The 12,735-nt window shown below is 60.1% G+C and carries 11 protein-coding genes; all 11 read right to left on the bottom strand.

All coding sequences use genetic code 11. The features are described from left to right. Window positions 1–550 (bottom strand): hypothetical protein (locus AC6FTP_RS22395; RefSeq protein ID WP_497209138.1); only part of this gene is annotated, 550 nt, incomplete at its 3' end. A gap of 108 nt (window positions 551–658) precedes the next feature. Next, window positions 659–1,633 carry a sugar phosphate isomerase/epimerase family protein gene (locus tag AC6FTP_RS22390; protein ID WP_497209137.1) on the bottom strand — a complete coding sequence of 325 codons (975 nt, stop codon included), beginning with the start codon at window positions 1,631–1,633 and terminating at the stop codon, window positions 659–661. Window positions 1,634–1,737: 104 nt separating this feature from the next. Beyond that, a complete protein-coding gene (locus tag AC6FTP_RS22385; protein WP_497209136.1) occupies window positions 1,738–2,493 on the bottom strand; it encodes an SGNH/GDSL hydrolase family protein in 756 nt (251 codons plus the stop codon). 14 nt (window positions 2,494–2,507) lie between these two features. After that, complete coding sequence (locus tag AC6FTP_RS22380; RefSeq protein WP_497209135.1) at window positions 2,508–4,064, bottom strand: sialate O-acetylesterase; 1,557 nt, start codon at window positions 4,062–4,064, stop codon at window positions 2,508–2,510. A 36-nt stretch (window positions 4,065–4,100) separates the two neighbouring features. Beyond that, a complete protein-coding gene (locus tag AC6FTP_RS22375) occupies window positions 4,101–4,601 on the bottom strand; it encodes an EF-hand domain-containing protein (RefSeq protein ID WP_497209134.1) in 501 nt (166 codons plus the stop codon). 2 nt (window positions 4,602–4,603) lie between these two features. Then, the gene (locus tag AC6FTP_RS22370; protein WP_497209133.1) at window positions 4,604–5,419 is read right to left on the bottom strand and encodes a ThuA domain-containing protein; all 816 of its coding nucleotides are present in this window, start codon (window positions 5,417–5,419) and stop codon (window positions 4,604–4,606) included. Window positions 5,420–5,479: 60 nt separating this feature from the next. Next, window positions 5,480–7,036 (bottom strand): sialate O-acetylesterase, encoded by a 1,557-nt coding sequence (locus AC6FTP_RS22365; RefSeq protein ID WP_497209132.1) that lies wholly within the window; start codon window positions 7,034–7,036, stop codon window positions 5,480–5,482. A gap of 29 nt (window positions 7,037–7,065) precedes the next feature. After that, complete coding sequence (locus AC6FTP_RS22360; protein WP_497209131.1) at window positions 7,066–8,040, bottom strand: alpha/beta hydrolase; 975 nt, start codon at window positions 8,038–8,040, stop codon at window positions 7,066–7,068. A 69-nt stretch (window positions 8,041–8,109) separates the two neighbouring features. After that, on the bottom strand, window positions 8,110–9,426 hold the full coding sequence (locus tag AC6FTP_RS22355; RefSeq protein WP_497209130.1) for a right-handed parallel beta-helix repeat-containing protein: 1,317 nt from the start codon (window positions 9,424–9,426) through the stop codon (window positions 8,110–8,112). Between the two features lie 103 nt (window positions 9,427–9,529). Beyond that, window positions 9,530–10,771: a dienelactone hydrolase family protein gene (locus AC6FTP_RS22350; RefSeq protein ID WP_497209129.1), complete on the bottom strand. Its 1,242-nt coding sequence runs from the start codon at window positions 10,769–10,771 to the stop codon at window positions 9,530–9,532. Between the two features lie 56 nt (window positions 10,772–10,827). Continuing rightward, a complete protein-coding gene (locus AC6FTP_RS22345; protein WP_497209128.1) occupies window positions 10,828–12,549 on the bottom strand; it encodes an alpha/beta hydrolase family protein in 1,722 nt (573 codons plus the stop codon). Between the last annotated feature and the right edge of the window lie 186 nt (window positions 12,550–12,735).

The following is a 12,735-nucleotide window of genomic DNA, read 5'->3' as shown; positions in this document are numbered from 1 at the left end:
ACAACGGCGCATGTTCCAACTCCGGGTGCTTCGTCTTCACGCCAAACTCTTTGAGCTGCTGGTAAAGCAAGCTCTTCGGCCAAAAGCCTCGTTGCATCGGGTTGCCAATGAATTTGAAGATCGCGAGGCGCAGTTCGCTCGCAATTTTCCGCAGTTCGGGGTCGCGGTAGAGTGACTCGCCGCTGCCGTGGCCGGAGATGGTGACGACGCCTTTGACGACCTCCACGCCAGCGGGCAGCCATAGCTGGAGTTTCACCTCCTCGCGTTTGCCTTCGCCCTTTTGCTTCACGGCCTCGCGCCATTGAGCCTCGGAGATGTTCCAGACCCAACTCCGGGGAGCCGCCTTCTCCGCCGTCGGCCTGGATGCATCGTGCAATTGCTCCCAGCCTCCGCCGACCAACTCAGGATGATTTTTCACCCAATCACGCACCCAGTTGACACTATGGCATTCTGGAAGCTGGACCGTCTCGGTGAGTTCAATGTCGGTGGCGTGCAGCGCGGCCAGCGGTGCGAGAAGGAGGGTGGTGAGGAGTGTGAGGGTGTGTTTCATGGAATTGGACGTTTCAACAGGGACTGATAGGTATTTGCTTTTTCGACTAGTCCTCGTCCGCCTCCTAGCGGCCATGGGGATCAAGGGGTTCAGTGATGAGTGCGTGTCTCACTTGGAGTTCTTCGTGTCGGGTTGCGGATTCGTGGAGGGCGCTGGCTTGGGCAGCACTTTGGCGGGTGGCGTGGGTTCCTGCGGCTTAGGCCCGCCTGATCCGGATTGACGCAATTCCTTTTGCACCCACTCGAGGCCTTGCAGGTTGCCCTTGATTCCTTCGGCGGCGTCGAGGTTACCGCGTTCGTGGATGATGCCGATTGGACCGCGCCAGCCGCTCGCTTCGACGACACGGATCATCTCCAGTTCCGACTCATCGGAGCCGATGTAGCGCACGCCGGGATACTGTGTGGTGTCAGCCCTCATGCCGTTGAGATTCACCGCGATCAGATAAGGCTGGATGCGTTTGAACAGAGCAGGGAACTCTGTCAGCGAGCCGCGCCAGTGGTGAAAATTGAAAACGATGCCCACGTTCGTGATCCCGTCGCGCTTCAGCCGCTCGATGATGGCGATTTGATGATCCTGCTCCTCAAACCACGGCTCGCGATGATTGTAGAGCCCCACTTTACAAGCGAGCGCCGCCGCATCCTCCGCGATGGGCCGGATGCGTGCCGCCTCAGCTTCGATTCGCTCGGCATCGTTCGTTGTTGTAATAGCGCGTGAGCCGCAAACCCAAAGCTGCGGATGGATGCCGTGGCTCTTGATGGCATCGAGGATTTGCGGATTTCGTGCTGGATACCACCACGCGGTGATTTCGATGCCGTGCTTCTGCATTGCCTCGATTTCGGCATTGAATGTCGGGACGTGTTCGGCGCGCCAATCGTAGGCGAGCTTGGTCAAGCCAAGCTCCTGCAACATCTGCGCCCGTTCCTCGGGACCGCGCTTCTTCGCGTCGTAAGGCACGATCCACAATGCGGCGATGTTCTTGCGGTCAAACAAAGATGGCGCATCGGCGGCGTTGAGCCTGGCGGATGAGGTCGCGAGAATAGCAACGGTGAAGAGGCAGAGTGAGGTGAGCGGAAGGGGTTTCATGGGTGGTCTGTGGCTGGTGTGTTGTCTGACGAAGAGAATGGAGCGGCGAAATCCTGCTCGGCTGCTTCGGTGAATAATTTTGAGCTTTATGTGATGATGGGAGATCAAGGGTTGCTCTTGGGCAGCGCCGCAAGAATCTGTTCCGCAACCTGCTTCGCCATCACGGCGGAGCCCGTGGGCATGAAGTGGACGTTGCGCTTGCCTTGCAGCTCGGCTTGGCGGGGTTTCACCAGCGACCAGAGGTCATTCCAGGTCACGCCTTCCTCGGTCATGACCTTCTTCGCGATCTCGTTGTAGGGCAGCTCGGAGTCCTTCACATACTTCGCGGCATCGCTTTCGGGCACGGGCGTGGTGCTGGCAAAGATGAGCTTCGCGCCGGTTTGCTTCAGCCGCGCGATGATCTGGCGCAGGTTCTTCTCATACTCGCCCGGCGGCACGTTTTGATGCCCGCCGTTCGTCGGCGAGGCGTAGTCACCTTTGTCGTTCTTATCGCGATCATCGGCGAAACGATACGAGAGGTCGTGCAGGCCGTGATTGAAGTGAATGACGTCCCATTTCTCGTTCGCGTCCGGCAGCCAGCGTTTGAGGCCATAGTAACCGACCGCCACTTTCGTCGAGCCGCAGTTCGCGGGCACGCGATGCACGTTCGCCACGCCCGCGAGCAGCTTCCGCACCTCCAAGGCATACGCGATGGACACCGAGTCGCCCATGAGCAGCACACGCGGCAGCTTGGGATCATCGGTGATGGCCGCAAACTCGGGTGGTGTGGCGGCTGTGGGCTTGGCCGGAGTGTCGGCGGCATGCAGTGCAGGAAGCAGTGCGTGCAGCAGGCCAATGGAGAGTGCGAGAAGGCGTTTCATCGGGGTGTCTTGATTTACTTCTTCACCGTCGGCACAGGCCAATCGTCGGTGCGGAAGGGGGAGGCCGGGAGGTCGGCGGCGTTGTAAAGATTGCAGTCGGGCAGATCCTGCCATGCGTAGCGCACGGCGACGGGTGCGGCGATGTCGGGGCTGCTGATGATGACCTTGTCGCTATCAAGTTTAGCGGCGGCGGGTTTCCACTGCTGGTCGGCACCGGCAATCTGAAAGCCCTTCACAGGGCCGCCGTCCTTGGTCTTCAGTCCGCCACTGGCGTGCTTGAAGGTGACGGTGATCGTGTTGCTGTTGATCAATGAACTGGTGGGCAACGGACCGCTGATGGCGGGCACGTCTTTGCCGTAAACGGTGCCGAGAGCCCAAAGGGAAAGTCGGCGACCGACTTCCTGTTTGTTGGTGGGATGGATGTTTTTGGCGTCGCCGATGTCGATGGTGATGGCCATGCCGGTCTTCGGCAGTTCGAGCGTCTGCAGCATCGCCTCACGGATGCGCGGCCAGCCTTCGCCGGGAGCGGTGAAGTTCGGGAGCTGCACCCAGGCGAAGGGCAATTCATCGTCCCAGAGCGTGCGCCAACTCGTGACGAGTTGCGTGAGCTGCTTGTGGTAGAGATGACTTTTGTTGGGGCCTGGGAGTGCGGAGTTGCTCTCGCCTTGATACCAAAGGATGCCGCGCAGGGTGAAGGGCGCGAGGTTGAAGACTTTGCCGTTGAAGAGGCCGGCCGGCGGGCCTTTGCGTTTGCGAATGGCGAGGACATCCGTTGGCCGGGCCGGAGGGGCCTTGTTGTCTGCCTTGGCTTTCTCAGCAGCAACGTTCCAGACAGCCATCTGCTTCTCGTAGTTGGCCGTGAACTTGGCCTCGTCGAAAGAGGTGTAGCCTCTCATGAAGGTGTCGTAGTTGGCCTTGGTTTCCGGGTCGGCGCACTGAGCCTCTGCGGGGATCCAGTATTCGATCTGCGTGGCTCCGACTGAGGAGTTGATGAGGCCCACGGGCACACCGACTTCGCGATGAATCTCGCGACCGAAAAAGTAGAGCGTGGCAGAAAAGCGACCGACAGTCGCCGGGGAGCACACCTGCCACACGCCTTTGCCTTCGGACCGCGGTTTCGCGGCAGTTCCATTGGTGTCGCTGTAGTAGCGTATCAGCGGGAGGTTCGCGGCGGCTTGCTCAGCATCGAAGTGATTCGCAGCCTTCACGCTCATCTCCATGTTTGATTGGCCGGAGCCGAGCCACACCTCGCCCACGAGCACGTCCTTCACTTCGACCTTGCGCCCTTCTTTGCCTGTGGCGGTCAGCGTGCGCGGCTCTGCGGAAGCCGCGATGGCATCAAGCGTGAGCGACCATTTGCCATCGGCAGCGGCGATGGCCGACTTCGATTGACCGGCGAAGGAAACCGTCACCGTTTCGCCCACATCAGCCCAGCCCCACACGGCGATGGGCTTGTCGCGTTGCAAAACCATGTGATCGGCCAGGACGGAGGCGAGCTTCAATTCCGCTGCGGTGAGCGGCAGGAGCGAAGTGAGGAAAAGAGCGCAGAGCAGTGTGAGCGAGGGTTTCATAGAATCAGGGAAGCCAGCGGGCTATGTAGGAACGTGTTACTTCTTTGACTTCCTCGTCGTCACGCCAGTTTCGACTCGCTTGAGCTTTCCCTCCGCGTGAGCGGTAAACTCGGTGAGATCGAGGAAGCCGTCATGGTTGGCATCCGCGCCCTTGAAGTGCTGCTCGCTGTGATGACCCATCTTGGAGATTTTGCGATACTCCGAGGCATCGAGTCTATTGTCTTTGTTCGAATCCATCCTGGCAAAGCAAGGCTCGATGCCTTCGCTGAGAATGGCGAACCACGTTTGCTTTTTGAGTGCGCCAGCGAGTTCAGTGGCGTCGATGAATCCGTCACCGTTCTTGTCACCTGCTTTGAAATGCTCATCGCCGTGATGCTTCGCCTGCACATCCAGCGGTTTATATTCTTCGAGACTGAGCTTGCCGTCGCTGCTTTTGTCGGCGGCCTTCAGGATGCGCTGCATGAGCGCGGCGCTGGGTTCGGCGTGCGTCAGTTGAGTGAAAAGCAACGCGGTGACGATTGTGAGTAGGTGCTTCATGGTCACTTTTCCTTCTGTGCGGTCGGCGTCATCTTCGCAGCCCATTTGATGCCTTCGAGGATGTGCTGGCGTGCGAACGGTGTGCTGAGCGAGCGCAGGTCGTGGCCGAACTCCGTGTAGAAGAAGCGGCCACCAGTCGCGGGTTCGTGCGTCCAGGCAATGGGATGATCCGCGCCCATGGGCTTTCCGTTGCGGGTTTTGAAGTAATCACGCACAGGCGTGTAAGTGGTCTCGTCCACGCGCATGAGGACGTTGAAACCGGGCTGGCCGGTGACGGCGTGATCGTGATTGGTCCAGTCAGCTTCGATCCAGAACTCGGCGGGTTGGTCTTTGACGGATGGATGATCCTTCGCGGCAGGCTCAATGGTGACCTTGGCTTTGCTGAAGTCGGAGTCGCTATTGAAGTCGCATCCGCCGAGCGCATTCAGCCACGGCCACTTCGTCTGATGCACCAGCGCGGCATGCAGTCCCACGATGCCTTTGCCACCCTTGGTGAACCATTCCTCTACCGATTTGCGCTGCTCCTCGGGCAGCACCTTGTCGAGTTCGTTAGCATTGTTGAGCACGAGCACGTCGTAGCGGCTCAACTCCTCGGCGCGCATGTCTTTCCAATGCTCCGTCACGTCCACCTCGAAGCCATTCTCATGACCGAGCAACACGAGCCAGCGATTGATTTTCGGCGTCTCGGGGTGGCGATAGTAGCCGGTGTTGGAATAGACGAGCACTTTGAGTCCAGTGCCCTTGGGCGCGGGTGCTGCTGGTTCATGACTGTGGGCGATGCTGGTGAGCAGGAGCAGTGAGAGGATGAGTCGCTTCATGAAGATGGGGAGAGTGAATGGTCGAGATGAGCGGAGAATGCCGACAGCAGGTAACTGAACTCACTTCTTCACCGCAGGCACCGGCCAGTCATCGGTGCGGAAAGGCGAGGCGGGTAAGCCTGCGCCATTCGCGAGGCTGTAGTCGGGCCAGTCTTTCCAGGCGTAACGAATGGCCACCGGCTGCGCGACCTCGGGGCTGCTCACGACGACGGTCTCGCCGACGATCTTGGCTTCGGCAGGTTTCCACTGCTGATCGGCGGCGGCGATCTGGAAGCCGGTGAGCGGGCCGCCGGTGATGGATTTGAGGCCACCATCGGTGTGATTGAAGGAAACGGTGATGGCACTGCCTTGGATGGTCGAGCCTGCCGGGAGCGGGCCGCTGGTGGCGGGGACGTTTTTGCCATAGACGGTTCCAAGCGCCCAGAAGGAGAGGCGTTTGCCGACATCTTGCTTGTTTTTCGGATGGATGTCCTTCGCGTCGCCGAGGTCGATGGTGATGGCCATGCCGGTCTTCGGCAGGGCGAGCGTCTTTAGCATCGATTCACGCACGCGCGGCCAGCCTTCGCCGGGCGAGGTGAAGTTTGGAAGCTGCACCCACGCGAAGGGTATTTCGTCCTGCCAAAGCGTGCGCCAGCTCGTGACGAGTTGCGTGAGTTGCTTGTGGTAAAGGCCGGGATTGCTGCTGGCGTTGCCTTCGCCTTGATACCACAACATGCCGCGCAGCGTGTAGGGCACGAGATTGACGACCTTGCCATTGAAGAGACCTGCGGGGCCGCCTTTGAGCTTCCACATCGCGAGTGGGTCCTTCGGCGCGGGGACGACGAAGGGCGTGCCGTTGGCCTTGGCCTTCTCGGACGCGGCTTTCCAGATGGCGAGCTGCTTTTGATGCAAAGCGGGAGCCTGCGCAGGATCGAACTTCAAAAAGGTATCGAGCCGCGTGTCGTAGTTCGTTTTCGTCTCGGGATCGGAGGACTGCACCTCAGCGGCGACCCAGGATTCGATCGGCGTGCCGCCAACGGACGTGTTGATGAGACCGACAGGTACGCCGACCTCTTTGTGAATCTCGCGTCCGAAGAAATACAGCACCGCCGAGAAGCCGCCGACGGTGTCCGGCGTGCATGTCTGCCATGCGCCTTTGCCCTCGGCCTGCGGCTGCTCAGCGGGGCCGGAGCTTTCGCGATAGTGGCGAATCAGCGGAAACTTCGCCGCCGCTTTCTCCGCATCGAAGTGGTAACAGCCCGCGACTGTCATCGCCATGTTCGACTGCCCGGAGCCGAGCCACACCTCGCCCACGAGAACGTCTGTGCATTTATGACTTATGATTTGTGATTTATGATTTGAAGAGATGAGGAGATCGCGTGGCTGGTCACTCGCGGGCATGGGATCGAGCTTCACGAGCCATTTGCCATTGGCGTCGGCTTTCGACGTTTTCTTCTGTGCGGCGAACTCGACCGTGACCTCTGCGCCCGCATCCGCCCAGCCCCACACGGCGACGGGTTTGTCGCGTTGCAGAACCATGTGATCGGCCAGAACGGAGGCGAGCTTCAACTCCGCTGCGGTGAGCGGCAGCAGCGAAGCGAGGAAAAGAGCGGAGAGTAGGGTGAGGGTAGGTTTCATGTTCAAAGCATTGTCTGAGTGTTAAAGGCTTACTTCAGCTCAGGCCGCAGGTAGGCCTTGATGTAGTCGCTGTCGGTGGCGTGCTTCACGTTCGGGGCACCGGGATAGACGAGGTCGCAGGGGACTTGATGAGCATCGCAGTGCTCCTTGAGCTTCACGCCGAAGTTCGCGGTGTGGGTGGGGTCTTTTTCGTCGTGACCGAGGTTTGGCGGGGCGCTGTAGAAGAGGCCCACGGGCGGATCGCCGGGGGTGACGAGTTCGTAGGGCGAGTATTCTTTGATCCAGGGCAGAAGGCGCTCGCGGGCGTCGTAGAACATCTGGAAGGAGCCGATTTTCTTCTTCGCATCCCACACGATGCCGAAGGCGTGGGAGCCGTATTTGCTGTTGGGCGTCCATTCACGCATCTGGTGAGGGTCGAGCGTGGTCTGCGCACCGGAGACAGCGGCGCAGAGGACGCGAGTGGACTCGCGGGCAATGAGATCAGGGCTGTTTGGGTCGGCCAGATCATCGTGAAAGGCCAGCCACAGGCTCGTGCAGGCCCCGGCGGAGCCGCCGGAGAGGGCGACCTTGGTTTTGTCGAGGTTCCAGTCCTTGGCCTTGCTGCGGCAGAACTGGAGGGCGCGGGCGCAATCGAGCATCGGTCCCTTCACGGGCGGCACCAGTCCATCGGCGGTGGAGTCTTTGATGGTGCGGTATTCCACGGACGCCACCGAGATGCCGGCCTCCAGCGCTGGCAGGATCATGCTTCGAGCCACAGAACGGTCGCCGCCCTGCCAGCCGCCACCGTGGATGTAAACGAGCAGCGGCGTGGGCTGGTCCGACTTCGCCCGCCAGAAGTAGATCACCTGCATCCGATGCGGGCCATACGCGACGTTCTCGTCAGGCTCGACGGGAAGCTCATACTTCCGGTGCTCAGGTGCAGGCTTCTGCTCCTTGGCAGGAGCATCGGCGGCGAGAACTGTAGTCAGTGGAGCGAGGAGGAGGGCGGAGAGAATTGCTTTCATGGTTTGGTGAGAATCGCGCTGAAGGGCGTCGATGAGAATGGAGGGTGTGACGGCATTTGTTCCATGCCGCTACTCCTTCACAGCGGGCGTGCTTCGATGTTCTGCGGCTCCGATGTCGCTGGCGGCATCTTTGCGACGGGAGTGGCCGTTGAAGTCATCGGCGCAATCGGCGGTGGTCAGGGGTGGGCGGAGTTTTTCTGCGGCGCGGACGATGCTGGTGACGGGCGATTTCAAATGCAGATCGCACGCGGCGGGATCGGCAAACATCGCGGGAGTCGCCTGCGTGAAATTGCCATACACCTCGGCTTCAGCTCCGTTGCGCGAGAGGATTTTGGCGTCGGTCAGGTTGTTCGCGATGATGACGCCCTTGGTGTTGGCGAAGCGATACTCGATGGCGTTGGGACAGGTGCCTTTGGTGAGGATGGTGTTGTGCAGAATCTTCGTGCCGGGCGAGTTCCAGGCTAGAATCGGCGCGTCGGCATTGGTGATGCGGCGTGAGGTGTAGAAGAAGTTGTTCCGAATGACGCCGCCGGAGTGATCGCTGGGGCCGTCTTTGGGTTTTTCATTCACGCCGAATTGGACGCCGCGGTCGCAATCGAGAAAGACGCAACGCTCGACGACGGAGTCGCGCGAATCATTCCACATGAGCACGGCTGGGCCGTGCTGGAACCTCAGCCCCGGCTTCACATGCATGTTCCGAAAGACGCAGTCGCGGACGATGTTGCGGTCGCCACGGTGAATGTCCACGCCTTGCGTGTAGCCCTGATTCGCGATGGGTCCGATGTCGGTGTATTCGATGAGGCAATGCTCGACGATGCAGTCTTTGGCTCCGATGCGGCCTGGGCCTCCGCTGGTGCCTTTCACGAACTGTTCACCGGCATCGAAGAGCCGGAGGTTGCGCATGCACACGGCACGGCAGCCGAATCGGCCATGCAGCATGATGGGGTGATGGAAGAAGTCGCCGATGGACATGTCGGCGACGAGTGCACCATCGACGTTGTTGAATTGAAAACAGCTTTGTGGATTCCCCTCCGTGTTCTCCTGCCCCGGCCCACGAATGACGACGTCTTCGCGTTTCCCTGTCGCGCCACGGAAGGCGATGTTGCGCAACGGCTCCGAGGTCTTGGCCCCGAGCACGAGGTCGTGAGTGATGCGGTATTCGCCTGCGGCCAGCACGATGGTTTGGCCCGATTTCATGAACCGAACGGCTTGCTCCAGCTCTGGGGCTGTCTTCACTTGCACCACGTCACCCTCGGGCTTGGGCAAAGGTGTGGCGGCTTTTTGTTCCAGCAGCACTTTCGCGACCTCAGGCGGGACTTTTGCATGAAGTGGGCTGCCAGTGATGAGAAAGGCGATGCTCAAGATGTGGGTGAAGCGGGAGATCATGTAGTTGGTGCTGTTTGCGACGATTTATTGAAGGCAGGAGAATGGGGGCAGAAGAATAGAGCATCATTCTTTTGCCCCCATTCTTGTGCCTACTGTTTTCGGTTCACAGCCACTGATCAAACCACGCCCACGCATCCGCCTGGCGTTCGGCGTTGAACTCATGCGGGCGTTCTTCGATGATGCCTTTGAAGTGATCGGGCGCACCGGCTTTGGCGTAGCATTTCGCCAGTTTAGCATGAGCGGCACGGACGCCATCGGGCTCGAAGAGCGGGTCCTGGATGCCATTGATCACCAGGAGCGGCTTCGGCATCGCGAGGGAGGCGATGTCGGGATGATCCATGAGGCGGTAGATGCCGGGGATGATCTTACTGTGGCCGATGGTGTTGCGGACGTGCTTGGCGAGCTGGTTTGGAAATGAACACATCCATCCGCACACGACCGCCGCTTTGATCCGATCATCCAAGGCCGCGAGATAAGCGCTGCGCAGTCCGCCCACGCTGTGGCCCACGCAGCCGATGCGCTGCGGATCCACCTCGGACCGCGTCACGAGATAGTCCACCGTGCGGATGTCGTCCCACGCGAGGATGCCCGCCCACGTCACGCCTGCGCTGAGCAAGGTGCGGCCCATGAGCTGCTCGCTGGCATTGCTGCGCTGGTTGAACTTCACCACCGACTCACTGCTGATGTCCGCCGGACGTTCCTTCCACTCGGGCGGATCGTCTTCGAGCACCATGCGTCGCTCGCCCCAGAAAAACATGTCGATGCTGATCACCACATAACCTCGCCGCACCATCTCCGTGCCGATGGCCTTCTTTCCGTAGGATTCCCGCATCTCGATGAGCGTGGGATGCACGTCATCGCCCTCCAGTTCACGCTCGCGGCCCCACAAGTAGTAGGCCCCATGCGAATGCAGCAGCACCACGGCAGGCGCGGGCTTGGTGAGCCCCTTTGGGATCAAAACCGTGCCCGGCACGCGAAACACCGGTGTGGTGTTGAAGCGAATCTCTTCGCGAATATAGTCGCCGCAGTCCTTTCGCGAGATCACCTTCGCCTGCGGCTCGCACGGCTCCGGTGAGTAGTGCAGCAGCTCCAGCATCTTCGCCCGAGCCTTTGCCCTCCATGCCGCGAGATCAGCATGCTCGTCGTTGAGAAACGAAAGCGGCACCTCGCCCCGTGGCTTCAACTTCTGGATAAAAACATCCAACGTCCCCGTGTGCGGCCCGATCTTCGGCGGCATGGGATTCATCGAGTAACGAATCTCAGGCTTGGATTCAGCCGCGCCCGCCTTCGACGAGACAGCAGCAGCTCCAGCGGTAGCAGCGATAAATTGGCGGCGGGTATTCATGACTCGGTTTTCTTCAAAAGTCGGCTTGGCTGCGAAACGTCTGCGCGAAGACGGCCTTACGGCACCCATTTGAAATCGGCAAAGATCACCTTGGTGAGGTCGGAGCCTTGTTTGGGTAGAAAATGGATTTTGCCCACGCTCGACCAGTTCGACATGGGTTTTTGGTTGTGGCGGTTGATGAGCCGCTCAGGGGCGATGGTCATCTCCTGCCAGTCGTCGGAGGCGGTGATCTCCAGTTCGACCGTGTTGTGGTCAGCAGCCGTGAAGATCACGGTTTGCGGCTCGGTGCAGTAGAACTTGAAGCGCAGCCGCGAACCTGCCGGAGCCTGCCATTTGGGATCGTGGAGCTGCTCGGTGCCAGAACCGCGTCCGTTGTTCGTAGGACGAAATCCCTGGATGCCTTTGGGGCCTTCCAGCTCGGCGATGTGGCTCCAGGCACTGTAACCGCTGCCGGAAAGATCGCTCGATGGCTTGTCGGTGGCCACCGCTTTGCCGAGCTTGCTAGGGATCGCCGCATTGAAGTCGGTCGAGCGCACAATGGTCGTGTCGTAGGTGATGTTGGCGTAACCGAAGACATAGTCGTCCACATTGAGCACTGGCATCTTGGCGATCCACTGCTGTCCCTGCCGCACGTTCGGCGTGTCACGCCAGGCACGGGCGTAGCTGCATGGGTTCTTGAGCGCGTAAAACAGCTCCACCTTGCGCACGGTGTCGGGTGACGCCGGGGTGATGACGAGTTCCGGCACGCCTTCGGCATCCAGACGGATCTCAGACTTCGCGTGCTCCGGCCAGGCCACATCTTTGCCGAGCACATGCTTTTCGAGCCAGAACTTGGTGTTGTGCCCGATCTTCTCGGTGTCGTGATGTCCGCGGGCCTGGATCGCAAAGGACCACGGCACGTTCTTCGGGAACTTCTTGAAGCTCTCCAGCCCGCGTTCGTGACCGCCATGATGATCGTTGGAGCCATTCAAAAACAGCGTCGCCGCCGTGATGAACGGCACATGGGCCTCAGGCACAATCGAAGCCAGGATGATCTCTTCACCCGAAGACTTCGGCGGCTCGACGTAAGGCACGTTGTAGAGCCAGACCTGTTTGTCGCGGTAGTAGTCGTTGTAGCCGATGCCAAAGTAAGCCGCGACCGCCTTCACACGCGGATCCGTGGCGAGATTCCACATCAACGTGCCGCCATACGAGTAACCCGTCGCCCCGAGCCGCGTGCGATCCACCTCCTTCTGCTGCTCCAGATAGCTCAGCACCCGCCGCTGGATGGCATACCACACATAGTCGGAGGTCTGTTTCGGATCGGTGATTTGCTTCCCGTCTAGATCCTGCGCCCGCACGGGTCCCGCCACCGTCCGATCCATGTTCCCATGCCACAGCTTCTCCGGATACCTCGTGAAGTGCGGACGTGTCCCCGTCTTGCCACAGTAGTCATGCGCCATCACGGCCCAGCCATCTTCGACAAACTTCCGATCCGGCTCCGCTGCCCCCATCCAGCCATGCACCACCAGCAGACCGGGAGCCTTTGCCGCACCCGTCTTGACCTTGTAGCGGCAGTAAACGCGGATCTCCTCTCCCAGCACATACGCGCTGATGAAGGAATCCCGGCTGAAGATGCCGTCACGCGTTTCTTGCTTCACGATCTCCTCTTTGAAGGCACCCTTATTGGGATCGTAGTCCTTCCACAGCGCGGCTGGAGTCGGGAAAGGCTCGGCGGCGTGCAATGTGACCAGCGGCGCGAGGAGCAGGGCGATGAGGAAAGAGCAAGGATGGCTCATGCTGAGGTGTGGTGAAGGTGCCTTGATCAAAACATTCATTTACCGGTGAACTCTGCGCGGGTGAGTTTGCCGTCTCCGTTTTGATCAAAGCTCTTGTAGCGTGATTCGAGGTCGGACTGGCCTTTGAGGCCCGTTTGGTATTCTTCGAGCGTGAGGATGTCGTCCCGGTTGGTGTCCCATCTGGCA

Origin of the sequence: Prosthecobacter sp., assembly GCF_044378005.1 — a bacterium.
Classification (GTDB): Bacteria; Verrucomicrobiota; Verrucomicrobiia; order Verrucomicrobiales; family Verrucomicrobiaceae; genus Prosthecobacter.
Note: the sequence above shows the minus strand (reverse complement) of the source record. Positions and strands in the feature narration are given on the sequence as shown.

Bases quoted from the DNA above. Each gene is read 5' to 3' on its own strand.
- AC6FTP_RS22390 (WP_497209137.1), bottom strand. From the start codon at position 1,633: ATGAAACCCCTTCCGCTCACCTCACTCTGCCTCTTCACCGTTGCTATT.
- AC6FTP_RS22385 (WP_497209136.1), bottom strand. From the start codon at position 2,493: ATGAAACGCCTTCTCGCACTCTCCATTGGCCTGCTGCACGCACTGCTT.
- AC6FTP_RS22380 (WP_497209135.1), bottom strand. From the start codon at position 4,064: ATGAAACCCTCGCTCACACTGCTCTGCGCTCTTTTCCTCACTTCGCTC.
- AC6FTP_RS22375 (WP_497209134.1), bottom strand. From the start codon at position 4,601: ATGAAGCACCTACTCACAATCGTCACCGCGTTGCTTTTCACTCAACTG.
- AC6FTP_RS22370 (WP_497209133.1), bottom strand. From the start codon at position 5,419: ATGAAGCGACTCATCCTCTCACTGCTCCTGCTCACCAGCATCGCCCAC.
- AC6FTP_RS22365 (WP_497209132.1), bottom strand. From the start codon at position 7,036: ATGAAACCTACCCTCACCCTACTCTCCGCTCTTTTCCTCGCTTCGCTG.
- AC6FTP_RS22360 (WP_497209131.1), bottom strand. From the start codon at position 8,040: ATGAAAGCAATTCTCTCCGCCCTCCTCCTCGCTCCACTGACTACAGTT.
- AC6FTP_RS22355 (WP_497209130.1), bottom strand. From the start codon at position 9,426: ATGATCTCCCGCTTCACCCACATCTTGAGCATCGCCTTTCTCATCACT.
- AC6FTP_RS22350 (WP_497209129.1), bottom strand. From the start codon at position 10,771: ATGAATACCCGCCGCCAATTTATCGCTGCTACCGCTGGAGCTGCTGCT.
- AC6FTP_RS22345 (WP_497209128.1), bottom strand. From the start codon at position 12,549: ATGAGCCATCCTTGCTCTTTCCTCATCGCCCTGCTCCTCGCGCCGCTG.